Below are 26,216 nucleotides of genomic sequence, written 5' to 3'. Positions count from 1 at the left end.
GCTCCTCAGCGGTTCTGCTCGGGATTCCACTGGCTGTAGCGCCGGCCCCGCAGGAACTGCCACAGGCCGACGCTCATGCCCGCGAGCGTCACCAGCACGAACGCCGCCAGGCGAAAGGGCCGGGGCAAACGGTGGTGCAGATCCAGCAGGCCAAGCAGCGCCATGGCGTAGCCGAGCGCCTGGGCTGCCAGGCTCAGGCGATAGAATCCCTGGTCGCCCCACAACCAGAGGTTGCTGAGCAGCAGCGGCAGCAGCAACACCGGTGCCAGACGGCGGATCAGCTTGTGGCTGATCAGGCCGATGGCGTACAGACCATGCCGCATCGGATTGAGCAGCGTCCGGCGCTGGGCCAGACTCTGCAGGCCACCGACGGTGACCCGCTGGCGGCGGCGAAACTGTTTGTCGGCCTCGTCCACGCCCTGGTCGATCACCCGGGCCTTCGGCACATAGACGATGGACTTGCCAGCGGCCGGCGCGCAGGTGCTGAGGAAGAAATCATCGTTGACCTGGGCCGGAATCGGCTCGAACAGTTCCCGGCGCAGGGCCAACAACGCGCCATCAGCCGAGACCATGCAATCGGTGCGGCTCTCCACTCGCCGCAACCAGCCCTCGTAGTGCCGATACAGGCTGTCGCCCAGGCTCAGGCCCTTGCCCGGCACGGGAATTTCCATGTGTCCGGCACAGGCGCCGACCTCCGGATCACCCAACGGAGCCAGCAAATGGCCGAGGGTGTCATGGGCCCATTGGTTGTCGGCGTCGGTAAAGACCAGGATCTCGCCGCTGCTGTGGGCCACGCCGGTATTGAGGGCTGCGGCCTTGCCCTGGCGGGGCAGGTCGAGCACGCTGATGCGCGGATCGATCACCTTGCGTGCGCAGGCCACGGTGTCGTCGCTGGAACCGTCGCTGGCGAGAATGATCTGCAGCGAGCGCGCCGGATAATCCTGGGCGAGCAAGGTGCGCAACTTGTCTTCGATGTGCCGTGCTTCGTTGTGGGCGGCGATGACGATGCTGATGTCCATCGGCAGCGCCTTGCCGTAGCGCCGGACCGGAAACAACGGTGTCAGCAGGCTCAGTATCAGTGGGTAACCGAGGTAGGCGTACACCGGCAGCAACAGGCAGGCCCAATAAATGAATTCAGCCACGGGCAGGCCTCCTTGCTTTCCAATGACAAAGGCTGAGGATGAGCGCGGCGCCGGCCAGGTGCAGGCGCACCCAGTGCAGGCTCCAAAGCTGCAGGGTCAGGCACGGGTTGCGGTGCTTGTGGCTCTGGCGCAGGCTCAGAGCCAGGGCCGGCAATGTGCTGATCAACAGCAGGGTCAGGCCCAGGCGTGCCTGACCCTGGAGCAGGGCGACCAGTGCCAGACCGTCCAGGCCCCAGGCGCCAATCGACAATGCGGGAAAGCGCAACAGGCGCAGGCTCGGCCCGTGGTTGCGCAACAGCTGCCAATGACTGCCTTGGCGCCACAGTTCCTTACTCATCCACTCGCGCCAACTGCCTTCGTAGCCCCAGTGCATGGCCACGCTTTTGTTGACCTGCAACAATTGCGCACCGGCTTGGCGCAGGCGCAGGGAAAAATCTTTGTCTTCGCCGGTGCGCAGGGTTTCGTCGAAGCCTGCCACCTGATCGAACCAGGCGCGGCGCATCAGCAGGGTGTTGGTGGGTAGCCACTGCACCTGGTGCATGGGCCGTGAACCGGGGCGCTGGCTGCGCCGCTGCCAGGCTCGTGCGAACCACGGCGCTTGCCCGGGCATGTCCAAATCAAGGGCCAGCACGTCGCCCTGGTGGCCTTCCAATTCGATCAGCAGCGTGAGCCAGTCGGCCGGCATTTCCATGTCGGCGTCGATGAACGCCAGCCACTCACCACTGGCGACCGCAGCACCGCGGTTGCGCAGGGCACCGATATGCACGCCGGGCACCAGCAGCACTCGCGCGCCCAGCTCGCTGGCGATGCGCGGGCCGTGGTCGTCGGAGCCGTTGTCCACCACGATCAACTCGCATTCCAGTTGCGCCTGTCGTGCCGCTTCTTGCGCCGCCAACAGCGTCCGGGCGATATGCCGGGCTTCGTTGTACATTGGGATGACGATACTGATGCGGCTCATGAACGGGCCTCCTGCGGGGCGGACTGTTCGGCGTCGTAGCGCAATACGCTGGTCAAGGCGAGCATGATCCACAGTAACTTGTGGTTCGGCGCGCTCAAGAACATCAGGAACAGTGCCAGCGACAGGAAACTCATGCCCAGGTGCGTCAACAGGTCCGCCTGGGCCCAGTCCCGACGCTGGAGCCAGAGTTGGCGCGTGCGCACCAGGTTGTAGAGGCCCAGCCCAATCATGCCGACAAACATCAAACCGGCTGGCACGCCGATTTCGCTGAAGATTGCCAGGTAGGTGTTATGGGCCTCACGGTACAGGTCCCCACGTTTGCGATTGGCCGAGAACGCCTTGGCATAGCCGGTGGGGGCGTAGTGCTGCGGAAACGTCCCGGGGCCTGAACCGAGTATCGGCTTCTCGCGGATCATCTGGCTGCCCACCACAATGTACGAGGTGCGGCGCCCCAAGGAACCGTCCTTGTAGTCGTTGGTGCCGGAGCTGAGGATGCTCAATGACTGGATGCGTGCTATGTAGCTGGCAGGCATCAAGGCGATTGTCGCCGGGACCATGAGTGCCAGGCCGAGCATCGCGAACCCCAGGTGCCGAGGGCGTACCCGTGGCAGCTGCGCCCGGTAGTGATACAACCCGATCATCAGCGTGAGCAACAGCACGACCAGTCCTGAACGCGATTCGCTCTTGGTCATTCCACCCAACAACAGGATGAAAGCGCCACCCCAGAACAACCGGTGCAGCAGGCTCTGGCTGCGTATGGTCAACAACAATGCCAGCGGTACGGTAAACGCAATCAACAGCGCGAAGGCGTTCGGGTCTTCCAGCAAACCCGAGGCGCGACCCTGATCCTGGTATCTGGCTGAAAACATCGCGAGCACGCAGGTCGTGGTGACGCTCACGGTCATCAGCCGGGCGAACATCTCCAGGTTCAGCTCGCGACCGATCAACAACGTGATCACGAACAGGATCAGCCCGACTGCGAGTTCACGCAGATGCGTCAGGGAGGCCTCCATGTTTTCCGAGAGCAACAGACTCAGGCCATACAACGCCATGAAGCCGAGCAACGGCTTCCAGATGTTGCTACGCAAGCGCATCGCAGGAATCTGATGCACGGCCAACTGCAGCATCAGTATCAGGATCAGCGCCACACCGAGGAATTTGCTGCCGGACAACGCGTTGTCCTTGAACAGGCCTTCGAACGGCAGCAGCGCGGCAATGCCCAGCAAACCCCAGCCGGGCTTGCGGTACAGCATGGCGACGCCCACCAGCCCGAGCACCGCACCCGGTGCGAGAAACGGATAAGGGCTGACCAGCAAGGCCAGGCACACCAGCCCCAGCAGACTGACGATCGAGAGTGGGACAATCATGGCCGAGCCTCCCGCGCCGTGCGGATATAGAGCTGCGACCAGCGTTCGGCCAGCGTGCGCAGGTCGTAGCGGTCGCGCTGGGTGCGGCGCGCGTTGTCGGCGAGGATCCGCGCCAGGGGCGGTTCGCTGAACAGCGTTTCGATCTGGCGTGCCAGCTCCTCGCTGTCGGCCGGCGTGGCGAGCAGGCCGTTGTGACGGTCCTGCAAGACATCAGGAATGCCACCCACGCCGAACGCCACCACGGGCACGCCGGCCTGCATGGCTTCGAGCAGGATCATCGGCGTACCTTCGGTGCGTGAACTGATCACCAGTGCATCGAGGCGGCTCCACCAGGCGTTCATGTCCGTCTGATAACCGGGCAATTCGATGCGCGTGGGCAACCCGGCGTCAGCGATGCGCTTGAGCAAGGGCTGGCGCTCCGGGCCGTCGCCAAGCATGACCGCGTGCAGCGACGCATGGCGCTGGCACAACGGGATCATCGCGTCGAGGAACAGGTCCGGGCCTTTCTCGCAGCTCAAGCGGCCGACGTAGCCGACCCGCCAGCGTTGCCCGTCGTCGCGATGAGGCAGCGGTGTCGTGACGGCCGGCAGACCATTGGGGATCACGTCGAGTTTTTCCGCGCTCACGCAGGCCTCGCGGTGCAGCGTCGCGATGCTTTCAGCCACGCATACCACTCGCTTGACCGGCGCGGTGCGGCACAGTTGCAGGCTCAACCACGTATAGAAGCGTTGCTTGGGGCCGCGTGGCGTAAAGCCGTGCTGGGTGATCACCAGCGGCAGGTGCAACAGGGTCGCCGCCGCCCAGCCGAACAACAGGCCCTTGAAGTTGTGCGTATTGATCAGCGGGCGCTCGGCGCGCCGTTGCCGCAGATGCTGCAACAGTTCGGGCCAACTGGCGCAGGAGTGGCAGTCGATCCCGGCCTGGCGGAACCGCGTGATCAAAGTCGGCGGCGCTTCCAGGAACAGCACCTGATGCTGGCCGGGCGTCGCCACACAATGATCGAGCAGCATCCGCTCGGCCCCATAGAAGCCACCGCTGGCGAGCAGATGAATGATCGACAGGGGGCGGCTGCGCTGGGACGGGCTGAACGGCGCGTTCAATTTTTCACCCAATGGACAAGGCTGGGCACGCTCCAGTTGCGATGCGGATTGATCTGGTCGGGAGACTGTTCGTTGATCACCAACAGCACCGGCAGATCCAATTGATGGCCAATTTGCGCCGGATGCTTGAAGCGATGGTCGAAGAACTCACGTACATAGACCAGGGCGATCGCCAGCAGCAGGCCGGTGAACAAGCCGAACGGGATAATCAGCATCGGCTTGGGAAACGCCGCCGCGGTGGGTTCGAATGGCGGGCTCAAGACCCGGGCGTTGGACAGGTCGTTGTCCAGCGAGCGGGTAGAACTGGCTTCGGCGAACCGCTGGGCATAGGTGGAAAACGCCGCATGCAGGGCGTTGATCTCGGTGTCCATCTGCCGCAGCTTGCTCTGGGTTTCCTGAAGTTGGTGGATACGTTCCTTGAAGGCGGCGATACGTTCGACTTTCTGGTTGATCACCGAACTGACCACCGCCAGGTCGGTGGTGCGTTCCTGGATGCGGTTGTTCACCACTTTGAGGAATTGCTGGCGAGTGCGCATGATCTGCTCCCGGGCCAGCAGCATCGGTTCGCTGCCGGGCTGGAAGATCGCCAGGTCGTTCATGTAGCGGCTGACCTGGCTGGTCAATTGCTCACCCATTTGCCTGATTTCCCGATCGTCGAAGGCAACGTTGTCCACGGTGGTGGTGAAGGTGAACGGGAAGGTGTAGTCGTTGAGTCGCGAGCTGTTCGCCGCCGCCAGGCTGGTCTTGAGGTAGTCCAGCCAGCGTTGGCCTTGCAGCAGACGGTCCTGGTACAGGCTCAGCGCCTGCTCCTCGGTGTTGATTGCATTCAGGCGAAAAGTGATTTCTTCCTTGGGATCGGAAGAGCCTACGCCTTCAAGCAGCGTCAGGCGGTTACCCTCCAAGCCGTCAAGGCGAGCCTGGTACTGGATTTTTTTCTGCTCGTAGAACGTCTGCGGCAACTCTATCGATTGCAGGTTCTGACGACCGGTGAGGTAGTTTTCCAGCAGTTGTGCCACGAACCGGGTGCCTTGGGCCGGGTCGCCGAAGCTGTAGACGATGGAGATGACGTTGGAGCCGGGCAAGGTCTCGATCTTCAGGTTTTCAATGGCTTGGTCAGTCAGCGTATCGAGCACGGTGTCGCGTACCGGATCGACCTCGAGCCCCAAGCCGTCGCGCAGCGGATTGATGACGTACTCACGCAATGGCTGGGTGACGTAGCGCTTGAGTGGTTCGCTTACCCACTTGTTGAGCATACCCGGGCTTGGGGTGTACTCGCCCTGGTCGCGCAGGGTCTTGATGGTTTCGCGAATCAACGCCGGTGAGCGCAGGATGTTGGTCTCGGTTTCCATGTCCGCCAGGGACGGTGGGACGAACGTCGCGTTTTCCTGGTTCAGCGAAGTCGTCGCGTCGCCCTGGGAGAGCTTTTTCGACTGGACGATCACTTGGGCGGTGATATCGAAGCTCTGCTTGAGCATCAACGGCAGCACCAGGGCGATCACGGCAAAAATCAGGAAGACGCGCTTCATCCACTGCTTGTTGGCGAAGAAGATCCTGAAGAACTCGTGCAGATAGTTTTCCTTGGGGTTCATGATCGGTCACCTGGGTCAGTTTCTGTTGCTGCTTTTGTTGTCGAGGTCGTAGCCGAGGCTGACGCCAACGCCCTGGAACAGCACCACATCGGCCAGCTGCCGGGCCATTTCACCGGCTTTGGCCAGGCCGGTCTTGGGCACGAAAAGCATGTCTTCCGGTTGCAGGTAGGCGATCTGCGAGGCGTCTCCGCTCAGGGCCTTCTCCACGTCGTAGTGGCGGGCTTCAACCTGATTGCCGTTGCGACGCATGATCACCACCGAGTCGAGCCTTGCCTTGACGTTCGTGCCCCGGGCCAGGGTCAGCGCCTCGAGAACGGAGATCGGCCGGCGGATCGGGTAGGAACCGGGTTGGGCCACTTCACCGAGCACATAGATCTCGTTACCGGCGGTGGACTTGAGCAGCACGTCCACAGTCATGTGGCCGGGCAGTTGGGCATAGCGCTCGTTGAGGAAGGTCTCAAGCTGGGTGACGGTCATCCCTTGCAACGGCACCGAGCCGATTTCCGGGAAGCTGGCGTAGCCATCCCGGCCCACGATGATTTCCCGGCTCATGCCGGTGGCCGGGTGGGTCAAGGTGTTGCGCAGGTTCGTCTCGCCGGACAGCGGGCTGGTCACCATTACGCTTAGTTGGTTGCGATTGGGCTGGAACAGCATCTTCTGGTTATAGGCACGCTGCACCTCCAGGCGCGCCTCTTCGGCGGTCAGGCCCGCCACTTTTACCGAGGTGTTGGCGCCCGGCAGTTCGATACTGCCGTCGGGCATCACCTGTTGCGTGCCGTTGAGTTGGCTGGCGGCGGTGAAGTTCAGGGCAACCTGGTCGCCCGGCTGCACGCGGTAAGCCTGGGAGGAGGTGGTGTCGATGTGAAAAATCACATCCAGCACATCCTGGGGCCGCAGGGTCTGTTCGACCTTGGGCATGTCGGTGGCCTGGGCATTGGCCGGTGGTGCCGTGAGGATCTGCACCGGCATCGAGCGGGTATCGGAAGTGCTGGAGCAACCGGCAAGCGGCAGCAACAGCAGGACAAGCATCTTGGCGTTCATCTCGTCATCCTTTTGCAGGCTTACAGGTTGTTGTAGAGCCACTTGGGCATGTAGTACTTGCGGCGGTTGAACACGCTGCCCACCACTTTCGCGCCGGCCTGGGCCAGACGCTGGCGGGCGGCCTGGGCCACTTCCCAGCGGGTGTCCTCGCCGCGTACCACCAGCACCACGCCGTCCACCTGGGTGCTGAGCACCAGGGTGTCGCTGGCCGAATACACCGCGTCGGCGTCGATCACCACGAAGCGGTAGCGTGACGACAATTGCTTGAGCAGCGGACGCAGGCGCTCGGGGCTCAGGCGTTCGGCATTGCGCCCCAGGCGACCCTGGGGCAGCACATCGAAGGGCAGGCTGGACACTTGCACCACGCAGTCTTGCAACAGGGGCGGGGCGAGGCTGTTGAACAGCAGGTCGCTGAAGCCACGCTCCTTGTGCAACGACAGCTGCTGGCTGAGGTTGTGCGGCGACTGGCTGGCATCCACCAGCAACACGGGACCGCTGCTCATCTGCGCCAGTTGGGCAGCCAGCGCCATGGCGCTGGTGCTGGTGCCGGTGCCGGTATTGGCGGACGTCAGAAGCAAGGTCCGCAGTGAAGGGTCGAGCACGGTCGAGGTCAGGTTGCTCTCGCTCGGGCTCGCTATGGTGAGGATATTCGTCGAACCGTCCATTTAACTCGCTCCGTGGCCGCTGAATACTTTGAAGGGGGTGATCATCAGGATCTTCAAATCCAGCAACAGGCTCTGCTCGGCGATATAGCTGAGGTCCAGTTCCACGCGCTGGTCGAAGTCGATATTGCTGCGCCCGGAGATCTGCCACAGACCGGTCATGCCGGGGTAGATGCTCAGGCGCACAAGATGGTTGTCCTTGTAGCGATAGGCGTTGAACGAGGTCGGCCTCGGGCCCACCAGGCGCATGTCGCCGGTGACGACATTGATCAGGTTCGGCAGTTCGTCCAGGCTGCTGCGGCGCAGAAACCGACCGATGGGGGTGATGCGCGGGTCGTTGTCAATCTTGAAATCGATGGCATCGGCGCCGTGTTTGTTCAGATGGCGCAATGACTCCTTGAGATTTTCGGCGTCGGCGACCATGGTGCGAAACTTGTACATGCCGAACACGCGGCCACGGTAGCCCGTGCGTTTCTGCACAAATAGCACCGGGCCGGGGCTCGACAGCTTGACCAGCAAGGCCAGGCCCGCCAGCACGGGGCTGATCAGCAGCAAAATGGCCAGCGCACCCAGCGAAGCCATCACTCGGTTGGTGCGCGAGACGGTCCAGGGCCGGCCACCGTAGCGACCGGTCAGCCAGCCACGGCCTTGGCGATGGATAGCGGCGTCCAGGCGCCGGCGGTGTTCGGGGTCTACACGCTTGTCGCGTCCTAGGGTGTTGGTGGGTAGGTCTTGCTCATGTCGGGTCATAGACTCCTCCGCTGAACTTCGGCCGCAAGCGGCGCGTGGGCGACAGGCAGTGGGTAGTAATCGAGGAACCACTGGATGAAACGGCCCAGGCCTTCATCCAGCTCGATGCCTGGCGTGAATCCGGTGGCCCGGGCCAGGTCGCTGGCATCGGCGCAGGTGTTCAGTACATCCCCTGCTTGTAGAGGCAGCAGCTCGATGCGGGCGGTCCGGCCCAGGTGCTTTTCCAGCAGCGCTACGTAAGTGCGCAGCGCCACCGGATGCTGTCCGCCGATGTTGTAGATCCGCCAGGGCGCCCGGCTGGTGCCCGGGCCGGGTTGTTCGTCAGCGTTCTGTGGCGTGACGTGGGGCGCGAGTTCGAGCAGCCGGGCAATGCTTTCGATGATGTCGTCGATATAGGTGAAATCCCGTTGATGCTGGCCGTGATTGAACAGCTGCAGGACCCGGTCTTCGGTAATGGCGCGGGCAAACTGGATCGGCGACATATCGGGCCGGCCCCAGGGCCCGTACACGGTAAAGAAGCGCAGGCCGGTGCAGGGGATGCCGAACAGATGGCTGTAACTGTGGGCCATCAGTTCGTTGGCTTTCTTGCTTGCCGCGTACAGCGACAGCGGATGATCGACGTTGTCCTGCACCGAATAGGGCGTGCGCGAATTGGCGCCATAGACCGAGCTCGAAGAGGCGTAGACCAGGTGCCTGACCGGATAACGGCGACAGCCTTCCAGGATATTCAGGAATCCGCTGAGGTTGCTGTCGACATAAGCCCGGGGATTTTCCAGCGAATAACGTACGCCGGCCTGGGCGGCGAGGTGAATCACCACGTCCGGACGACGGGCGTGGAACAGTTCATCAATGGCTGTGGCGTCGGTCAGGTCGATCCGGGCCAGGGGGAATTCACCGACCTGGTCTTTCACCCACGCCACCCGGTCGTGCTTGAGCTGCGGGTCGTAGTAGGCGTTGAAGTTGTCCAATCCGCAGACCCGATGGCCGTCACGGATCAGCCGTAGGACGCAGTGAGCGCCGATGAACCCGGCTGCGCCGGTCACCAGGATATTCACGCCTGCGGCCCTGTGGCGTAGCCGTCCGGCATGGTATGGCGCAAGCCGATGCCGCGATACAACAGCCCGGCGGCGGCCAGGTGCTCGGGGTTGTACAGGTTGCGACCGTCGATGATTACCCGGGCGCGCAGTTTGCTGGCCAGCAGGTCGACGTCCACCACTCGGAAATTTTTCCATTCGGTGCAGATCACCAGCGCGTCGGCATCTTCCAGGGTGTCGTCGCGGGTGGCGCACAGGTTCAGATCCTTGCGATAGCCATAGAGGCGACGGCATTCGGCCATGGCTTCCGGGTCATACGCCTGGACCCGTGCGCCTTCGCGCCACAGCGCTTCCATCAGGTAACGGCTGGGCGCTTCACGCATGTCATCGGTGTTGGGTTTGAACGCCAGGCCCCAGACGGCAATCGATTTACCGGCCAGGCCGTCGGGAAATTGCTGGGCGAGTTTCTCGAACAGGATATGCCGCTGGCGGTCGTTGACATCGGTGACGCTACGCAGCAGGCGCAGCGGCATGCCGCTTTGTTCGGCGGTGTGCAGCAGGGCGCGCAGGTCCTTGGGAAAGCACGAGCCTCCGAAGCCGCAGCCGGGATAGATGAAGTGATAACCGATACGCGGGTCCGAGCCGATCCCTTTGCGCACCGCTTCGATGTCGGCCCCCAACCGTTCGGTGAGGTTGGCCAGTTCGTTCATGAAGCTGATGCGGGTGGCGAGCATGGCATTGGCGGCGTACTTGGTCAGTTCGGCGCTGCGGTTGTCCATGAACATCAGTTTTTCGTGGTTGCGGCAGAATGGCGCGTAGAGCTCGCTCATCTGGTCGCGGGCCAGCAGGTCGGCGGTGCCGATGATGATGCGGTCCGGGCGCATGCAATCGGCCAGGGCGCTGCCTTCCTTGAGAAACTCGGGGTTGGATACCACCCGCACGTTCAGTTGTTTCAGGCCCCGGCGAGCCAGCGCCTGGCGGGCACATTCGGCGACTTTGTCGGCGGTGCCCACCGGCACGGTGGACTTGATGATCAGGGTGCGGTCGCTGTCCATGAAGTCGGCGATCTGCCGGGTCACGGCCAGTACATGGCTCAGGTCGGCCGAACCGTCTTCGTCGGCAGGGGTGCCGACGGCGATGAATATCAGCCCGCCATGGTTGACCGCATCGCTGGCTTGGGAACTGAACAGCAGGCGGCCGGCCTTGATGTTGTCTTCGAGCAGATCGGACAGGCCGGGTTCGCTGATCGGCGGCACGGCCTGCTGCAATTGACGGATCTTGTTCGGGTCGATGTCGATGCACAAAACCCGGTGTCCGACGTCGGCCAGCGCCGCCGCCTGGATCAGCCCCACATACCCCGTTCCAAATACGCTCACATCCATCTTCGGCACGCCTCATCAACCGGTTTATGTAACTCGGATGAAACTGTTAAGAGGGGGTATAGCGCAGCCTCAGAAAAGCGTGTCAGCAAAATGACAGTTGTCATCTTCGGCAGGATTAGACAGGACTTGGCGTTTTGACATCAAGTCCTTGACTGAATTGGAGAAAGTCCGGATTTAAAGGGTGAAAAGGCTGTTTAACAAAACGATGAACGGTATTTATCCATAGTTTGTGGCCTTTTTTATCCTCAAAGTGTGTCATTTTTGGGGTAGCATTTTTTTGACGCGATGCGCGTGAAGTGTTTTCTTGCGCTTTGAAAAGTCGCTGCTAGTGTCCAGAGACAAACCCTGTTTCCATCGCCTTGAGACCGTCGAGAAAACCATGGCCCGATACGTCAAGGAACTGCTCCTGTTGCTGTACCTGATCCGTGGCTATCACGATTACCTGGATCGTCTCGCGGCCCTGGGTGTCGGCTTCGCCACGCTGCTGTACGGTGCGATGTTCGTGGCGTTGGTGATGGCGCTGTGGATGACTGCCTACATCCGCCAGGCGCTGGTGCGGCATCTGTTCGCATTGGCGATGTTTGTCTCGGCGGTATTTTTCGAGGTCTATGGGCGGGTAACCGACAGCTACCTGACCTATAGCCAGTTCGTGTCGCTGATGTATTCCGGTGGCTTTATCCAGGAAGCGGCCTACCAGTATCGCCAGGTGATCATCAGCGCGGCGGCCGGTGGCCTGTTGTTGTTATTGGGCATCGGCCTCAAGCCGCGTCGGCGGATGGCGATACCGGCCTGGCTGCCCGTCGCCGCGCCAGTGCTCGGGGTGCTATTGCTCAGTGCCGTGCTGTTCGTGCGGGCGGGCGAGGGCGCGCGCGGGCTGCCGATCATGTACACGCCGCTGGCCTACCTGAATCTGTTCGGCTACGAGGTCTTGCACAACACGATCGGCCCTCGCGAGCCGATTGGTATCGCGCGGCTAACCTCGCCGATCAATCACGATATCGTACTGATCATCGATGAGAGCGTGGCGGGCAATTACCTGGATATCAACACTGCGGGGGGTGTGCCCACGGGGTTTGAAACGCCGCCTGACGGCGTCCATGTCTTCAATTTTGGCTATGCGGCCTCCATCGCCAATTGCAGCGCCGACACCAATGTCACCCTGCGCTACGGCGGCACCCGCGCCGACTATGTGCGCATCAACAGCACCTTGCCGTCGATCTGGCAGTACGCCAAAAAAGCCGGTTTGCGCACCGTGTACATCGACGCCCAGCGCACCGGTGGCAATCTGCAGAACCTGATGACCGATGGCGAAAAACAGGACATCGACGAATTCGTCCAATTCGACCAGGCCCGTGTGCTCGATCGCGACATGGCCGCTGCGGCGAAGCTGATCGAGCTGCTGGGCGATGACCGGGCCGAACTGGTGGTGGTCAATAAGGTGGGGGCGCATTTTCCGGTGCACGACAAATACCCCGACGAGTTCATGCGCTACCGCCCGGCTTTGCCTCGTGGGCAGTACCAGGACATTTCCGACACCGGCAATCGTGATGGCTTCAATGGCCAGAGCGATGACTGGGTGCTATACCGCAATGCTTACCGAAACACCCTGCTGTGGAATGTCGGGGAGTTTTTCAAGCGAATCTTCCAGCAGGGCAATTTGAGCAATGCCGTGGTGATCTACACCTCCGACCACGGCCAGGACTTGCACGAGCGCGGCAATCCCGGGCTCAACACCCATTGCGGGGGCTATCCGGTAGCCGAAGAGGGGCTGGTGCCGTTGGTGGTGATAGAGGGGGCGCCGTTGCACACCCTGGATTGGCAACGGGCCTGGGCACAGAACAAGGATCGCTCCAGTCACTACAATATCTTCCCGACGCTGCTGCGGTTGATGGGGTACGAACCGAGCGCGATTGAAGCGGCTTATGGCAAGGCCTTGGATCAGCCCACCAATGACGACTTCACCTTCAACTATCGCTTCAACGCCCGCCTGGGAGCGAAACCGGCGTGGAGGCATATCGATCTGGACAGCATCGTCACACCCGAACCGGCTCAGGCTGCAATGACGGCGGGGCATTGAGGGCGTTCTCAGCCACAATTCCCGGTGGGTGCGGGCTTGCCCGCGAAAGCGGTGTGTCAGCTTGCAGTGATGTTGAATGTGCCGGCCTCATCGCGAGCGGGCTCGCTCCCACAGTTGTCCGAGGTGTTCCCGGATTTGACGTTCGGCACAGATCCCTGTGGGAGCGGGCTTGCCCGCGAAAGCGGCGGTTCAGCTTGCATGAATGTTGAATGTGCCGGCCTCATCGCGAGCAGGCTCGCTCTCACAATGTTCCTGGGTTAACCATCAATTCCACGGCCATCCAAGATCCCCTGTGGGAGCGAGCCTGCTCGCGATAGCGTCCTGTCAGTCTGCAGTGGCTGCAAAACGGTCGCGTCATCATTTCCCGGTGGGTGCGCCGCTCAACTCCGCTATCCTGAGCCCACGTTCATCCATCGGGCCTGTCCATGCTGCAAGTGCGCGAAGTGTTCAAAAGCTACCTCACCCCCCAGGGCCCGCTGCCGGTGCTGCAAGGCATCGACCTGGCGCTACCGCCCGGCAGTAGCCTGGCGTTGATGGGGGAATCCGGCAGTGGCAAGAGCACCTTGCTGCATCTGGTGGCGGGATTGGACAAGGTTGATGGCGGCAGCATCCGCAGTGGCGAGTATCGGCTGGATGCCATGAACGAAAGCCAATTGGCAAACTGGCGGCGTACGCAAATCGGCCTCGTGTTCCAGCAGTTCAACCTCATCAGCAGCTTGTCGGTGGAGGATAACCTGGCGTTCCAGGCTCGCCTGTGCGGCCGCTATGACTCGGTCTGGCAGAACCACCTGGTGAGCCGGCTCGGGCTCGGGGATCTGTTGCAACGCTATCCCGAACAACTGTCCGGCGGACAACAGCAACGGGTCGCGCTGGGGCGGGCATTGGCTTCGCGCCCGCCGCTGCTGCTGGCCGACGAACCCACCGGCAGCCTCGACGAAGCCACCAGCGATGAAGTGTTGCAACTGTTACTGGAGCTTCTGGATGGTAGCTCCACCAGCCTGTTGATGGTGACCCATAGCGCGCGTGTGGCGGCGCGTCTGGCACAGCGTGTGGTGTTGCAGCGTGGGCGATTGGCGCAGGTGGTCGAAGAGTGATGATCTTTCGCCAGACCCTCAAGGCCTTGCTCAGCCACTGGCGGCAGCACCCGGTGCAGTTTTTCAGCGTATTGACCGGGCTTTGGCTCGCCACCAGTCTGCTGACCGGCGTCCAGGCTCTGAACAGTCAGGCTCGCGAGAGTTATGCCCGGGCCAGCCAACTGATTGGCGGCCAGCCCCAGGCCAGCCTCAGCGCGCCTGATGGCGGCACCTTTGTCCAGCAGTGGTTCGTCGAGCTGCGGCGCCAGGGGTGGCCGGTGTCGCCGGTGCTGCAGGCCCGGGTGGTACTAAAAGGGCATGAGGGCCAGCGCTTGCAACTGATGGGCATCGACCCGGTATCGCTGCCGCCCGGTACGGCGCTGGCGGGCCAGGCGCGTGCGATGGCCGAGGTGGTGGAATTTTTCACCGACCCCGGACGCACCTGGATCGCGCCTCAGACTTTGCAGGCGTTGGGGCTGAATGAAGGTGACCGACCACAGACCGTTGACGGACAGACCCTGCCGCCGCTGCATGTCCAGCTGGACATGGCGCCGGGGCTGCTGTTGATGGACATCGGCTTTGCCCAGCAGGTGCTCGGCCTGCCGGACCGGTTATCGCGACTGCTACTGCCCGCCACGTTCAGCGCCGCGCTGCCGGAGGCGTTCAACGGTCGGCTGCAATTCAAGCGCGCCGATGAAGAAAACAACCTGTCGCGCCTGACCGAGAGCTTCCACCTGAACCTCGACGCCCTGGGGTTTTTATCTTTTGTGGTTGGACTGTTCATCGTCCATGCGGCCATCGGCCTGGCCCTGGAGCAACGCCGCAGTCTTCTGCGAACCCTGCGCGCCTGTGGCGTCAGTGCACGGATGCTGATCGTCAGCCTGGTGATCGAACTGGCTGCATTGGCTTTGCTGGGCGGGATCGCCGGGGTCGTCAGCGGCTATTGGCTGGCGAGCCTGCTGCTGCCTGATGTCGCGGCGAGCCTGCGCGGCTTGTACCGCGCCGAAGTGGCCGGGCACTTGAACCTCAGCCCGGCCTGGTGGTTGAGCGGTATCGGCTTGAGCCTGCTCGGCGCGTTGCTGGCCGGGGTCGACAGCCTGTTGCGGGCGGCGCGCCTGCCCTTGCTGGCGCTGGCTAACCCGCAAGCCTGGCATCAGGCTCATGGACGCTGGTTGCGACGCCAGGGCTGGGTGGCCACATTGGCGGCATTGATCGCGGTGGCGGCGTTGCTCCGGGGCGACAGCCTTGCCAGTGGTTTTGTCCTGATGACGGCCCTGTTGTTGGGCGCAGCGCTGGCCTTGCCGGTGCTGCTCAACGCTGCGCTGAACCTGTTGGCGCGGCGCGGGCGTTCAGTGCTCGGGCAATGGTTTCTCGCTGACTGCCGCCAGCAATTGCCAGCGTTGAGCCTGGCACTGATGGCGCTGCTGCTGGCGCTGGCGGCGAATATCGGCGCTGGCAGCATGACCTCCGGTTTCCGCCAGACCTTCAACAACTGGCTCGAACAACGCTTGACCGCTGAGTTGTACATCAGCCCACAAACCCCGGCGCAGGCAGGTGAGCTTGGAACCTGGCTCACGCAACAGCCGACCATCAGCGCCGTGTTACCCAATTGGCAAGTGTCGCTGCCGGTGCAAGGCTGGCCGACCGACCTCTACGGCATCATCGATCACCCCAACTACCGCCAGCACTGGCCGTTGCTGGAGTCCGCCGGGGACAAGCCCTGGGAGCAACTGGCCGGCGCCGATACCCTGATGCTCAGCGAGCAGTTGGCCCGGCGCCTCAAGGTAAAAGTGGGCGATCAACTGACGCTGCCGACGCCCCAGGGGGCCTGGACGCCGCGCATCGTCGGGATCTACGCCGACTACGGCAATCCCAAGGGCCATGTGCTGATCAATGCCGATCACTTGCTGGCCCATTGGCCGGAACTGACACCGAATCGCTTCAACCTGCGCATCGAGCCGTCCGCGATCCCTTCGCTGTTGGCAGCCCTGCAAAGCCGCTTCACGCTGGATGACAACCACATTGTCGACCAGGCGCGGCTCAAAGGTTGGTCAACCCAGGTCTTCGAACGCACCTTTGCCGCCACCGCCGCCCTGAACAGCCTGACCCTGGCGGTGGCCGGGGTGGCGCTGTTCATCAGCCTGCTGACCCAGAGCCAGAGTCGTCTCGGCCAGTTGGCGCCGCTTTGGGCGTTGGGCGTGACACGGCGACAGTTGATGCTGCTCAATCTCGGGCAGACCTGGCTGCTGGCGCTGTTGACCCTGGTGCTGGCCGTGCCGCTGGGCATCGCCCTGGCCTGGTGCCTCGATGCGGTGATCAACGTGCAGGCCTTCGGCTGGCGCCTGCCGTTGCAGGTGTTCCCGCTGCAACTGGCGCAACTGTTGGCCCTGGCGATGCTTGCCACGCTGCTCGCGTCGGCATGGCCGCTGTATGCGCTATATCGCACGCAACCGGCGGATTTGCTCAGGACCTTTGCCCATGAAGATTAGGATCGGGCTGATACTACTGGCGTTGCTCAGCGGCTGCGACAACGCCCAGGCGCCGCAAAAGGGCTTTGCCGGTCTGGGCGACCAGGCTGTCGCATTCGCGCCGGTGGTGCCGGGGCGGGTGTTCAGTTTTCCGGCTGACCATGGCGCCCATGAAGGTTTTCGCATCGAGTGGTGGTACGTCACCGCCAATCTCAAGGACACCGAAGGTCGGAAGTTCGGTGTGCAATGGACGCTGTTTCGCAGCGCCCTGAATGCCGCGCCCCAGGCCAGCGGCTGGCGCAACCAGACGATCTGGCTCGGCCACGCCGCCGTCACGTCTGCCAGCGTGCACCATGCCGCCGAACGCTATGCCCGCGGCGGGGTGGGGCAGGCCGGGGTGCAGGCTGTGCCATTCAATGCCTGGATCGATGACTGGCAGTTCGGCACACAGGCGTCAGGGACCAACCCTCTGGCGGACATGCAACTGCAGGCCCGTGACCCGCGCTTCAGTTACGAGTTGCGGCTCACCTCGACCCGGCCGCTGGTGTTGCAGGGCGATAACGGCTTCAGCCAGAAATCCGCTGCCGGCCAGGCGTCGTATTACTACAGTCAGCCGTTCTTCCAGGCCAGCGGCCAACTGGAGATCGACGGCAAGCGCTATCAGGTCAGCGGCCCGGCCTGGCTTGACCGGGAGTGGAGCAGCCAGCCCCTTACAGCCAACCAGACAGGATGGGACTGGTTCTCCCTGCACCTGGACAATGGCGAGCATGTGATGCTTTATCGCATGCGCCACAAGGACGGTGCGCCGTACCTCACCGGCACTTGGATCGATGCCCAGGGCCAGACCCAGACTCTGCATGCCGGGGACATCGACCTCGTGCCGCTGGACCGCGCCAAGGTCGCCGGGCGTTCGATGCCCGTGCGCTGGTCGATCAAAATTCCCGGCAAGCAGCTCGACATCACCACCCAGGCCCTGAACCCCGACGCCTGGATGGACCTGCGCATTCCGTATTGGGAGGGGCCGGTGCAGCTGCAAGGCAGCCACGGCGGCAATGGCTATCTGGAAATGACCGGCTACTGAGATCCGCCGGAACTCCCCCCCAACCTCGACCCTCATAGCTTATGAATGCCTCGCAGGAGCCCGTCATGAGCGATGACCTCAAACTTCCATCCCTGGCCGACTGGCAGCGACTGTTCGATGACCAGGCGTACTGGCAGCAGTCCCCGGACGCTCATTTCACCGAGTTGATGCGGGTGGCGGATGACCTGTTCGGCCAGGGCGCCATCGACCTGACGCAGTGGCAGGAGCTCAAGACCAAGGCCGAGCAACTGCACCAGCGCTCCCCGGATGCCAACGTTGCTGAAGAAGTCGCCGACCCCGATGCCTGATCCCCAGGCGCGAACGATCCAAGGAGCTTGCTATGAAGCGCCATCCCGATCAAACCGATCAAACCCAGCAAAACCCCGACGAACCGGCAATGCCCGGCGAAGTGGAGCGTGACAACGACGCCCTGCGCCCGAACGATCCGGCAAAGCGTAAGCAACAGGGCGATCCTGAGGCAGGGGAAACCGATGCGCAGAAGACCGGGCGGCATGACTGACTTCACCGATATTGTCAGTTATTAAACGAGTTTTTTAATAATTGGTTAATCCTGCTGTGAAGTATTGTGCTGCCTGCTGAGAACTTTCTGTCCTTGCTGGTTGATTTTGTATAGCTGTTTGTACAGTTATTAACAGATGAAATGGGCCACATACAATTTCTGTGGCGAGGGAGCTTGCTCCCGCTGGACTGCGCAGCAGGCCCTCAAAGCAGCGCCCACTGCGTGGCAGAGCGGGAGCATCCCTGGCCACAGTAAGCGCTGCCCATCAAATGTAACTGCATGGACGGATGAGTGTTTTCATTTGGTCGATAATTACGACTAAAGATAAACAAATATTTAAACGGGACGGCGGACGCCGTACGAAAGTTCCACTATTATTGTGCCCGTTCGCCCAGTGTTGGCTCTTTACCAGTGCATGGAATGCCGAGGCCGTTGCACTGGGCGAACACCATCCGTTTGAGTTCTTTTGATTTAAACCGATTGGGCATCGACCAGCAGGGTTGGTCGATGCGTGCGTCGCCGTGTCGGCATCAAGCGGCGGGCGCCGCACCCCAACTGTCGGTATTCGACGTACTGCTGCCGATGTGAGTCCAATCGATTTGGCGGTACGAGAAATGCACCTCTTGCATGTGGGTCAGATGCGCGTTGGCCGGATCTTGGCAGTGGAGCATGTAGTCCTTGATCTCGACGATCGACACGTCCATTAAGGTAGTGGTGTAGTAATGCTCCTCCTTGCCCTCGCTGGACGTTCGGTACCAGCGGAGTTCAACTTTCTTCAGGAGCTGGCGGCTGCTGAGGAATCCCTGCAGCAAAGGCGAGGTCCTGTCGAATATCTTGGTGACCACCAGAGGATGGTGGAGGCGCTGGCCAGCTACCTGACCGGACTGGGGGGAATATGGGACCGTTATGCGATGCTCGATAGCCTGTACCATCACCTCATCTATGTGACCGGGTTGATACAGATTGCCTACCGACTTGGGGGTGGACGCGTCTGCGGTGACCAATTCGTCGTTCGGGCCAATAATGGACATGTATGCGGGGATAGCCAATGGACGCTCCTTCCTGGATAACGAAGACCTCGAGGACGTGAATCGTCCCGAGGGGCCAGACGGGTTATCAAGAGCTGTGCCATGTTTGAAAAAGTCTTACAGATCAATGCGTTGAGTATTCATCCTGCACAAGTACACGCTGCGCAGGCAAAAAATGCATCAAGCCTTGCCCAGCCCAACGCAACTTCCTGCCATCCCCGCCTTACAGCCTTTTGCTATACGCCCAACGTCGCCAGGCATTCATCGATGGAACGCTGTTGCGTCTCGGCGTACAACCCCAGCTCATCGATCGTCGCGCGTCCCAGGGCCTTTTCGAAAGCCTGGCGGTTGGACTGCCCGGCATAGTGATTCTGGGCCGCATCGCCGAGGTTGGACTGGAAAATCCCCGCCGCACTGACCGGCAAGAAGTCTTCGTACACCAGAGGCTCGGCGCGCAGGTATCGCTGTTCCAGCAGCTGTTCGAGCGTCGTGCCTTGGTCGAGGGAGTCCTTGGCGGCGAGGCCTTCGGGCGTCACGAAATAACGGAAGTAGGCCAAAGCTTGCCGACGCAATTCATCCTGAGTATCCGGGAAGGCGACGAAGTGCTCGACCATCAGCGTGTTATAGCGCTCGGCATTGGCTTCGTTGGGAAACGCTCCCAGCGCATCACGTGCCGCATTCAGCAATTGATCATAGAGTGCCCGCCCCTTTGGCGTGAGGGCGGCGCCGCGTTGTTCGATTTCGCCGAAGCGGGCGCTGTGGCTGCCTTGGGACTGCGGCTGATCAGTGAAGGCGACGGGCTCGTCCAAGGCTTTGAAGCTGGTCTGGCGTAACAGGATCGGGCACTGGCGGCGCGGCGGGCCCTCGATCACGGCTTTGGGGGTGATACCCTGCACCGGCATCTGAGCCTGGACGATGTCGATGTCCAGGGTGCGCGGCGTCAGGTGATTGATGTGCGGGCCCTTGAATGCCACCACATCGGCGATCAGACGATGTTGGGCACTCAACTGCCGGTACTGCTCTGCGGTAACGGTGGCGCTGTGGTGCCAGCGAAAGGTCTCCAAGGCTTGCAGGACAAAGTCTTCGGACTGCGGCTGCGTCAGGCCGCCCTGGCGTTCGGCAAGGTCGATGAGCGTCAGGGCGCGGGAGGTGAAGATCTGTCGTGTGTCCAGGACCGACTCGGCGAAGGCCCGAAGTTCGGCGTTCTCGATCAACTCCAGGCGCAGTAGCGAGGTAAACACCCGGAACGGGCTGACTTGCAGCGCGCTTTCATGCACAGCCCTGAACGCAGTGGAGTGCACCGGCACCCCGGCCGGCGTAAGGTCGTAATAGCCCACCGGCTGCATGCCCATGACCGCGAACAACCGCCCCAGCGTTGCCAGCTCTGCCGCCGTGCCGACGCGGATCGCGCCATGGCGCTCAAGGTCCAGGCGCTCCAGTTCACCGGTATTGCGCAAGTGCGCGGCCAGCGCCGGGTCTCGCGCCAGCACTTGGGCGTTGGTCTGTTCCACCAGTTGCATCAGCGCGCCGTACAGCGGCACCTCGTCGCGGTACATGTCGGACATCGCTCGGGAGAAGCGTTGGCGGATCAGGTCGGGACTGACGAAACTCATGCTGTGAATTCCTGGCGCGGGCTGTGGGAAGTGCCGGGAAAGATCGCAGTCTTCATGAGTCCCGACAAACGAAGAATCTTCAGGACTTCATTCTGCCAGGGACTGATCCACCAGCTCGATCCAGTGCCGCACGGGCGTGCGACCGGCGCTGTCGAGGTGGTTCTGGCAGCCGACGTTGGCCGTGACGATCAGCTCCGGCTGGCCGCTTTCCAGGGCATTGAGGCGGTTGTCGCGCAACTGTTTCGCCAGAACCGGCTGGGTCAGCGAGTAGGTGCCGGCCGAGCCGCAGCACAAGTGACCGTCGGGCACCTCGGTGAGGTTGAAGCCCAGGCGCGTCAGTAATGCCTCGATGTGGCCGCCGAGTTTCTGGGCGTGCTGCAAAGTGCAGGGGCAATGGACGGCGATGCGCTGGTTCCTGGCCGCGCAGATCTGTTCCAGCGGTTCCTCGCCGAGCACTTGCACCAGGTCCAGCGCCTGCTCGCTGACCTGTCTGGCTTTAACGGCATAGGCTGGATCATGTGCCAGCAGGTGTCCGTAGTCCTTGATGAAGGCGCCACAGCCGCTGGCGGTCTGGACAATGGCTTCGGCGCCCTTTTCCAGGTGTGGCCACCAGGCGTCGATGTTGTGTCGGGCGCGATCCAGGCCGGCTCCCTGGGCGTCGAGGTGATAATCCAGGGCGCCGCAGCAGCCTGCATCAGGGGTGGCGATGACACTGATGCCGAGGCGGTCCAGGACCCGTGCGGCCGCCGCATTGGTATTGGGAGAGAGCCCTGGTTGCACGCAGCCTTCGAGCATCAACACCCGGCGGGCATGACGCACCGGCGGGCGCTCGCCCTGGAGCGCCGCGGGGCGCGGCAGCTTGCCAGTGAAGCTCGTCGGCAGCAGCGGACGGAACACGGCGCCAAGGCGCAGCAGGGCTTTGAAGCGTTCGGGACTGGCGGCCAGGCTGCGCAAGCCCAGGCGCAACACACGCTGGCCGGACGGGCGCGGAACGGCTCGGTCCACCAGCGCCCGTCCGATGTCCAGCAGGTTGTGGTAATCCACGCCGGACGGGCAGGTGGTTTCGCAGTTACGACAGGACAGGCAGCGATCCAGATGCAGTTGGGTGCTGGCCGTGGCGGGTTGGCCTTCGAGCACCTGTTTGATCAGGTAGATGCGTCCGCGTGGGCCGTCCAGCTCGTCGCCCAGTAATTGATAGGTGGGGCAGGTGGCATTGCAGAAGCCGCAATGCACGCAACTGCGCAGGATCCGTTCGGCTTCTTCGGCGCGGGGCAGGCGTTTGGAGTCGTCGCTGAAACGGGTTTGCATACCATAGCTCCCTATAGCTGCGGGTACATCCGACCGGGGTTGAACAGCCCCAGCGGATCGAGTCGGGCCTTGAGCTGACGGTGATAACGCAGCAACGCCGGGGCCAGCGGCTGGAACGGCGTCTCGCTGACACCGTGACTGTAGCAGGTGGCATGGCCGCCCAGCTCAAGGGCCAGGGCTTGCACCGTAGTTGCATCGGTTTTCAACCAGCGTTGGGCGCCGCCCCAGTCGATCAATTGCGCGCCGGGCAAGGTGAGCGGGCCGGTAGTGCCGGGCAGCGACAGGCGCCACAGCGGCAGGCGCTCGTCAAAGAACGCCAGGCGATGTTCGTTCAGGTCCGCCCAATAGGCGTCGTCGACCACTTCACCACCGAACCGCTGGTGCGCGGCGCTCACGGATCCTTCGCCGCCTTCCAGGCGCAGGCGCAAACAGCCGCCGTCATGGCTGGCTGCGCTGATGGGCAGGGGTTGCCGGCCCCACTCGGCGAGTTTCTCCAATGCCTGGCTGGCGTCCATTTCCAGACGAATGCTCAGGCTGTGGCGCGGCTTGGGCAACACTTTCAACGAGACTTCGGTGATCAACCCCAGGCAACCGAAACTGCCGCTCAGCAGGCGCGACAGGTCATAGCCGGCGACGTTTTTCATCACCTCGCCGCCGAACCGCAGGAGCGTACCGTGGCCACTGATCAGACGGCAGCCCAACACGAAGTCGCGCACCGAACCGGCCCAGGGCCGACGCGGCCCGGATAACCCGGCGGCCACCATGCCCCCCACGGTAGCGTTATCGTCGAACGTCGGCGGCTCGCACGGCAGCCGTTGCCCGGTTGCATCCAGGGCGGCCAACAGCGTGTGCAGTGGAGTACCGGCTCGGGCGGTGATCACCAGTTCAGTGGGATCGTAATGGACGATGCCGCAATGAATGCGGGTGTCCAGCACTTCGCCGGCCACTTCGCGTCCCAGAAATGCCTTGCTGTTGCCGCCCTGGATACGCAGCGGCGTGGCATCGGCCCGGGCTCGGTTGACCTGGTCCAGCAACAACTCGCTGGCGTCGCCGTCTGCTGCGCCGATCATCAGAAACGCTCCAGCTCGGGAAACGGCAGTTGTCCGCCATGGATATGCATGGCGCCGAACTCCGCGCAGCGGTGCAGGGTCGGGATATTCTTGCCTGGGTTGAGCAAGCCCTGGGGGTCGAACGCGGCTTTTACCGCGTGGAACAGCTGCAGCTCGTCGCTGTTGAACTGGGCGCACATCTGATTGATTTTCTCCCGGCCGACACCGTGCTCGCCGGTGATGCTGCCGCCGACCTGCACGCATAGTTCAAGGATTTTCCCCCCCAGGGTTTCGGCACGTTCCAGTTCGCCGGGCTGATTGGCATCGAACAGGATCAAAGGATGCATGTTGCCGTCGCCGGCGTGGAACACGTTGGCGACCCGCAGCCCATGTTCGGCGCCGAGGCTGGCGATGCGTTGCAGCACTTCGGGCAAGGCGCGGCGGGGAATGGTGCCGTCCATGCAGTAGTAGTCCGGCGCCAGGCGACCCACCGCCGGAAACGCATTCTTGCGCCCTGCCCAGAACCGAAGGCGCTCGGCCTCGTCCCGCGCCTGACGCACCTCGGTGGCCCCTGCTTGTTGAAGGAGCTGGTCGACGCGTTGGCAATCGTCGTGGACGTCGGATTCGACGCCGTCCAGCTCGCACAACAGGATCGCCTCGGCCTCCACCGGATAGCCGGCATGGATGAAGTCTTCGGCGGCGCGGATCGCCAGGTTGTCCATCATCTCCAGGCCCCCGGGGATGATGCCGGCCGCGATGATATCGGCCACTGCCCGACCGGCCTTTTCCACCGAATCGAAACTGGCCAGCAGCACCTTGGCGACCTGGGGTCGGGGCAGCAGTTTTACTGTCACTTCGGTGATGATCCCCAGCAAACCTTCGGAGCCGGTAAACAGCGCCAGCAGATCCAGGCCCGCAGCGTCGAGGGCTTCGCTGCCCAAGGTCAGGCGCTCACCTTCGATGGTGAGGATTTCCAGCTTCAGCAGGTTATGCACGGTCAGGCCGTACTTGAGGCAATGCACGCCGCCGGCGTTTTCCGCGACGTTGCCGCCGATGGAACAAGCGATCTGTGACGAAGGATCCGGCGCGTAGTACAGCCCGAACGGCGCCGCGGCCTGGGAGATTGCCAGGTTGCGCACTCCCGGTTGCAGGCGTGCGGTGCGTGCCTGCGGGTCGATGTGCAGGATTTGATTGAAGCGCGCCATCACCAGCAGCACACCGCTTTCCAGGGGCAGGGCGCCGCCGGACAAACCGGTCCCGGCGCCCCTGGCCACCACCGGTACGTTGGATTCATGGCACAGCTTGAGCAGGGCCTGCACCTGTTCGACCCGCCGCGGCAAGACCACCAGCATCGGCGTGGTGCGGTAGGCCGACAGCCCGTCGCATTCGTAGGGCTTGAGGTCTTCCTGGCGATGGAGGATTTCCAGGTCCGGTATGTGAGTCTGCAAAGCTTGGAGCAGGGTTTGTTTGTCGACCTTTGGCAACGGGCCGTCGAGGTGCTCGTCGTAGAGAATGTTCATGGATGTGTTCCTGAGCAAGTGACCTGTGGCGAGGGAGCTTGCTCCCGCTGGGACGGCCCGGCGCCTCGGGCGAAGCATCCCCGGAAAAGGGCCGCTGCGCGCCCCAGCGGGAGCAAGCTCCCTCGCCACGGTGGCCTTGTTCGACTGGTCACTGCCCTAATCCTTTCAGAAACTCGCGGTACAACGCCGCAGTCTTTCCCGGCTTTTCCACCATCGGCATGTGCCCGACGCCGTCCCAGATCTCCACCCGCAAGTCGGTGATGCCCTTGCTCCACACCGGCACGCTGCTGACGTCGATCAAGCGGTCCTTGCGGCCCCAGAGCAACAGCGACGGGGCGCGGATGTCTGGCAGGCGCGGTTCCATGGGCGGGCTGGCGCGAAAGTCGACGAAGATCTCGGCCAGCTCCTCCCGCCGTTGCTCGTAGCGCTCGGCCAGGGCCGCCAGCACCACGCTCGGCACCCAAGGCGGCGAGGCCATGGTCATGGCATAGAAGGGGGCGAACTCATCCCGCGAGTTCACCAGGAACGGGTTATGCCCGGCGGCCAGATGGCGTTCCATGTCGCTGGGCTCGGGTGCGGTGACGCCTGCCGGGTCGACCAGGGCCAGGGTCAGTACCCGTTCCGGTGAGGTGGCGGCCAGCCACGCCGCCAGGTAACCGCCCATGGAGTTGCCAATCACATGGACCTTGTCCAGACCACAAGCATCGAGCAGCTCGATGACCCGCCGGGCCTGGGTCGGGATGTCGTAGCCGCCGCCAGCCTTGAAGCCGGTTTCGCCATGGCCGGCAAGATCGGGAATCACCACCCGATAATCACCCACGAAATACCGGGCAAAGCGCAACCACAGATTTTTGTCGGCGCTGTAGCCGTGCAGCATCAGGATGCTGCCCGAGGCTTCATAAGGTCCGCCTTGCCAGGTCGAGACCGTCATCTCGCTGATGGGCACGGTGACTTTATGCAACCGGTAGAGGCGTGCCTCCAGGGCCATGCTCAAGTCATACAGCACATGACCGATGCCCGGGTACGTCAACCAGCTCCAGGCAATGAACACGGCAAGGACTACCCACAACACCAGCATGTTCTGCCCTCCATGGGTCACGACAGGATGTGGCCCGCCAGCCGGAGCCGACGGGTCAGATAGTGATAAGTGAAGCTGAAACCTTGGAATATCGCGATCACATGGCCGCTCCTGCTTTGATACCAGCTGTGACAGCCGCCGGATTTCCGCATCGTGCGCTGCATTTCCCGGTGGATCGCTGCGGCGTAACGCTGCTCGGCCACAGGGCCTCCTCTATGGATGGTTTACCGTTGCTCTTGTCATGTATAGCCAAGAATCGGCGAAGACTCAGCTATTGCAAAGAATAAATACCGGCTCATCAGCGCTGGCAATTTTGCTGATCGACAGCTGCGGTCTAGAGCCTTGGGGCATAGTCAGGTAGGGTGCCTGGGCACTC

22 protein-coding genes and 1 pseudogene are annotated in these 26,216 nt (G+C 62.6%); 6 read left to right on the top strand and 17 right to left on the bottom strand.

What is annotated here, in order from left to right; translation table 11 throughout:
• Positions 1 to 5 precede the first annotated feature (5 nt).
• The 10 genes from ACLEJR_RS16700 to ACLEJR_RS16655 are packed head-to-tail and all read right to left on the bottom strand — an operon-like array spanning position 6 to position 11,025.
• A complete protein-coding gene (locus tag ACLEJR_RS16700) occupies positions 6 to 1,142 on the bottom strand; it encodes a glycosyltransferase family 2 protein (protein ID WP_440792768.1) in 1,137 nt (378 codons plus the stop codon).
• Positions 1,135 to 2,100: a glycosyltransferase family 2 protein gene (locus tag ACLEJR_RS16695; protein ID WP_440792770.1), complete on the bottom strand. Its 966-nt coding sequence runs from the start codon at positions 2,098 to 2,100 to the stop codon at positions 1,135 to 1,137. Before ACLEJR_RS16695 ends, ACLEJR_RS16700 begins: the two co-directional genes overlap by 8 nt.
• A complete protein-coding gene (locus ACLEJR_RS16690) occupies positions 2,097 to 3,467 on the bottom strand; it encodes an O-antigen ligase family protein (RefSeq protein ID WP_440815151.1) in 1,371 nt (456 codons plus the stop codon). Before ACLEJR_RS16690 ends, ACLEJR_RS16695 begins: the two co-directional genes overlap by 4 nt.
• Positions 3,464 to 4,567 (bottom strand): glycosyltransferase family 4 protein, encoded by a 1,104-nt coding sequence (locus tag ACLEJR_RS16685; protein WP_440815148.1) that lies wholly within the window; start codon positions 4,565 to 4,567, stop codon positions 3,464 to 3,466. The genes ACLEJR_RS16690 and ACLEJR_RS16685 overlap by 4 nt, the downstream gene beginning before the upstream one ends.
• Complete coding sequence (locus tag ACLEJR_RS16680) at positions 4,564 to 6,156, bottom strand: GumC family protein (RefSeq protein ID WP_440792776.1); 1,593 nt, start codon at positions 6,154 to 6,156, stop codon at positions 4,564 to 4,566. Before ACLEJR_RS16680 ends, ACLEJR_RS16685 begins: the two co-directional genes overlap by 4 nt.
• Positions 6,157 to 6,171: 15 nt before the next feature.
• Positions 6,172 to 7,197: a polysaccharide biosynthesis/export family protein gene (locus tag ACLEJR_RS16675; protein WP_440815145.1), complete on the bottom strand. Its 1,026-nt coding sequence runs from the start codon at positions 7,195 to 7,197 to the stop codon at positions 6,172 to 6,174.
• A 20-nt stretch (positions 7,198 to 7,217) separates the two neighbouring features.
• Positions 7,218 to 7,862 carry a CpsD/CapB family tyrosine-protein kinase gene (locus tag ACLEJR_RS16670; protein WP_440792779.1) on the bottom strand — a complete coding sequence of 215 codons (645 nt, stop codon included), beginning with the start codon at positions 7,860 to 7,862 and terminating at the stop codon, positions 7,218 to 7,220.
• Positions 7,863 to 8,609: a sugar transferase gene (locus ACLEJR_RS16665; RefSeq protein WP_440815143.1), complete on the bottom strand. Its 747-nt coding sequence runs from the start codon at positions 8,607 to 8,609 to the stop codon at positions 7,863 to 7,865.
• The gene (locus ACLEJR_RS16660; RefSeq protein ID WP_440815140.1) at positions 8,606 to 9,664 is read right to left on the bottom strand and encodes an NAD-dependent epimerase; all 1,059 of its coding nucleotides are present in this window, start codon (positions 9,662 to 9,664) and stop codon (positions 8,606 to 8,608) included. The genes ACLEJR_RS16665 and ACLEJR_RS16660 overlap by 4 nt, the downstream gene beginning before the upstream one ends.
• On the bottom strand, positions 9,661 to 11,025 hold the full coding sequence (locus ACLEJR_RS16655; protein WP_440815139.1) for a UDP-glucose dehydrogenase family protein: 1,365 nt from the start codon (positions 11,023 to 11,025) through the stop codon (positions 9,661 to 9,663). Before ACLEJR_RS16655 ends, ACLEJR_RS16660 begins: the two co-directional genes overlap by 4 nt.
• A gap of 379 nt (positions 11,026 to 11,404) precedes the next feature.
• Here ACLEJR_RS16655 and ACLEJR_RS16650 point away from each other — a divergent pair, with 379 nt between their 5' ends.
• The 6 genes from ACLEJR_RS16650 (at position 11,405) to ACLEJR_RS16625 (ending at position 18,244) form a co-directional block, all read left to right on the top strand.
• The gene (locus tag ACLEJR_RS16650) at positions 11,405 to 13,102 is read left to right on the top strand and encodes a sulfatase-like hydrolase/transferase (RefSeq protein ID WP_440815136.1); all 1,698 of its coding nucleotides are present in this window, start codon (positions 11,405 to 11,407) and stop codon (positions 13,100 to 13,102) included.
• A 425-nt stretch (positions 13,103 to 13,527) separates the two neighbouring features.
• On the top strand, positions 13,528 to 14,196 hold the full coding sequence (locus ACLEJR_RS16645) for an ABC transporter ATP-binding protein (protein ID WP_440792788.1): 669 nt from the start codon (positions 13,528 to 13,530) through the stop codon (positions 14,194 to 14,196).
• Entirely contained in the window at positions 14,196 to 16,664 is a 2,469-nt protein-coding gene (locus ACLEJR_RS16640; RefSeq protein WP_440815290.1) for an ABC transporter permease, read from the top strand. The genes ACLEJR_RS16645 and ACLEJR_RS16640 overlap by 1 nt, the downstream gene beginning before the upstream one ends.
• Positions 16,654 to 17,724: a lipocalin-like domain-containing protein gene (locus tag ACLEJR_RS16635; RefSeq protein ID WP_440815134.1), complete on the top strand. Its 1,071-nt coding sequence runs from the start codon at positions 16,654 to 16,656 to the stop codon at positions 17,722 to 17,724. Before ACLEJR_RS16640 ends, ACLEJR_RS16635 begins: the two co-directional genes overlap by 11 nt.
• Positions 17,725 to 17,789: 65 nt before the next feature.
• The gene (locus tag ACLEJR_RS16630) at positions 17,790 to 18,032 is read left to right on the top strand and encodes a hypothetical protein (RefSeq protein ID WP_440792791.1); all 243 of its coding nucleotides are present in this window, start codon (positions 17,790 to 17,792) and stop codon (positions 18,030 to 18,032) included.
• A 32-nt stretch (positions 18,033 to 18,064) separates the two neighbouring features.
• Positions 18,065 to 18,244: a hypothetical protein gene (locus tag ACLEJR_RS16625; RefSeq protein ID WP_440815131.1), complete on the top strand. Its 180-nt coding sequence runs from the start codon at positions 18,065 to 18,067 to the stop codon at positions 18,242 to 18,244.
• A gap of 530 nt (positions 18,245 to 18,774) precedes the next feature.
• Here the strand turns inward: ACLEJR_RS16625 and ACLEJR_RS16620 are convergent.
• From ACLEJR_RS16620 to ACLEJR_RS16590, 7 genes and pseudogenes are all read right to left on the bottom strand, one after another.
• A complete protein-coding gene (locus ACLEJR_RS16620; RefSeq protein ID WP_440815128.1) occupies positions 18,775 to 19,293 on the bottom strand; it encodes an Hcp family type VI secretion system effector in 519 nt (172 codons plus the stop codon).
• Between the two features lie 215 nt (positions 19,294 to 19,508).
• Entirely contained in the window at positions 19,509 to 20,885 is a 1,377-nt protein-coding gene (hglS, locus tag ACLEJR_RS16615) for a 2-oxoadipate dioxygenase/decarboxylase HglS (RefSeq protein WP_440815126.1), read from the bottom strand.
• 87 nt (positions 20,886 to 20,972) lie between these two features.
• A complete protein-coding gene (gene glcF, locus ACLEJR_RS16610) occupies positions 20,973 to 22,193 on the bottom strand; it encodes a glycolate oxidase subunit GlcF (RefSeq protein WP_440815124.1) in 1,221 nt (406 codons plus the stop codon).
• A gap of 11 nt (positions 22,194 to 22,204) precedes the next feature.
• Positions 22,205 to 23,263: a glycolate oxidase subunit GlcE gene (gene glcE, locus ACLEJR_RS16605; protein ID WP_440815121.1), complete on the bottom strand. Its 1,059-nt coding sequence runs from the start codon at positions 23,261 to 23,263 to the stop codon at positions 22,205 to 22,207.
• Positions 23,263 to 24,762: a glycolate oxidase subunit GlcD gene (glcD, locus tag ACLEJR_RS16600; RefSeq protein ID WP_440815118.1), complete on the bottom strand. Its 1,500-nt coding sequence runs from the start codon at positions 24,760 to 24,762 to the stop codon at positions 23,263 to 23,265. The genes glcE and glcD overlap by 1 nt, the downstream gene beginning before the upstream one ends.
• Before the next feature lie 148 nt (positions 24,763 to 24,910).
• Complete coding sequence (locus tag ACLEJR_RS16595) at positions 24,911 to 25,840, bottom strand: alpha/beta fold hydrolase (RefSeq protein ID WP_440792805.1); 930 nt, start codon at positions 25,838 to 25,840, stop codon at positions 24,911 to 24,913.
• A 17-nt stretch (positions 25,841 to 25,857) separates the two neighbouring features.
• A pseudogene (locus ACLEJR_RS16590) lies at positions 25,858 to 26,022 on the bottom strand (flavin-containing monooxygenase); the annotation flags it as partial.
• Positions 26,023 to 26,216 lie beyond the last annotated feature (194 nt).

Origin of the sequence: Pseudomonas sp. SMN5, assembly GCF_052041925.1 — a bacterium.
Classification (GTDB): domain Bacteria; phylum Pseudomonadota; class Gammaproteobacteria; order Pseudomonadales; family Pseudomonadaceae; genus Aquipseudomonas.
The sequence above is the reverse complement of the archived record's forward strand: the minus strand, read 5'-3'. Positions and strand labels throughout refer to the sequence as shown.

What these genes read in the sequence shown, in the direction of transcription:
- ACLEJR_RS16665 (WP_440815143.1), bottom strand. Translation starts at nt 8,609, where the DNA reads ATGACCCGACATGAGCAAGACCTACCCACCAACACCCTAGGACGCGAC.
- ACLEJR_RS16640 (WP_440815290.1), top strand. Translation starts at nt 14,196, where the DNA reads ATGATCTTTCGCCAGACCCTCAAGGCCTTGCTCAGCCACTGGCGGCAG.
- glcF (WP_440815124.1), bottom strand. Translation starts at nt 22,193, where the DNA reads ATGCAAACCCGTTTCAGCGACGACTCCAAACGCCTGCCCCGCGCCGAA.
- ACLEJR_RS16625 (WP_440815131.1), top strand. Translation starts at nt 18,065, where the DNA reads ATGAAGCGCCATCCCGATCAAACCGATCAAACCCAGCAAAACCCCGAC.
- ACLEJR_RS16630 (WP_440792791.1), top strand. Translation starts at nt 17,790, where the DNA reads ATGAGCGATGACCTCAAACTTCCATCCCTGGCCGACTGGCAGCGACTG.
- ACLEJR_RS16680 (WP_440792776.1), bottom strand. Translation starts at nt 6,156, where the DNA reads ATGAACCCCAAGGAAAACTATCTGCACGAGTTCTTCAGGATCTTCTTC.
- ACLEJR_RS16690 (WP_440815151.1), bottom strand. Translation starts at nt 3,467, where the DNA reads ATGATTGTCCCACTCTCGATCGTCAGTCTGCTGGGGCTGGTGTGCCTG.
- ACLEJR_RS16675 (WP_440815145.1), bottom strand. Translation starts at nt 7,197, where the DNA reads ATGAACGCCAAGATGCTTGTCCTGCTGTTGCTGCCGCTTGCCGGTTGC.
- ACLEJR_RS16645 (WP_440792788.1), top strand. Translation starts at nt 13,528, where the DNA reads ATGCTGCAAGTGCGCGAAGTGTTCAAAAGCTACCTCACCCCCCAGGGC.
- ACLEJR_RS16655 (WP_440815139.1), bottom strand. Translation starts at nt 11,025, where the DNA reads ATGGATGTGAGCGTATTTGGAACGGGGTATGTGGGGCTGATCCAGGCG.
- hglS (WP_440815126.1), bottom strand. Translation starts at nt 20,885, where the DNA reads ATGAGTTTCGTCAGTCCCGACCTGATCCGCCAACGCTTCTCCCGAGCG.
- glcD (WP_440815118.1), bottom strand. Translation starts at nt 24,762, where the DNA reads ATGAACATTCTCTACGACGAGCACCTCGACGGCCCGTTGCCAAAGGTC.
- ACLEJR_RS16650 (WP_440815136.1), top strand. Translation starts at nt 11,405, where the DNA reads ATGGCCCGATACGTCAAGGAACTGCTCCTGTTGCTGTACCTGATCCGT.
- ACLEJR_RS16595 (WP_440792805.1), bottom strand. Translation starts at nt 25,840, where the DNA reads ATGCTGGTGTTGTGGGTAGTCCTTGCCGTGTTCATTGCCTGGAGCTGG.
- ACLEJR_RS16695 (WP_440792770.1), bottom strand. Translation starts at nt 2,100, where the DNA reads ATGAGCCGCATCAGTATCGTCATCCCAATGTACAACGAAGCCCGGCAT.
- glcE (WP_440815121.1), bottom strand. Translation starts at nt 23,263, where the DNA reads ATGATCGGCGCAGCAGACGGCGACGCCAGCGAGTTGTTGCTGGACCAG.
- ACLEJR_RS16670 (WP_440792779.1), bottom strand. Translation starts at nt 7,862, where the DNA reads ATGGACGGTTCGACGAATATCCTCACCATAGCGAGCCCGAGCGAGAGC.
- ACLEJR_RS16635 (WP_440815134.1), top strand. Translation starts at nt 16,654, where the DNA reads ATGAAGATTAGGATCGGGCTGATACTACTGGCGTTGCTCAGCGGCTGC.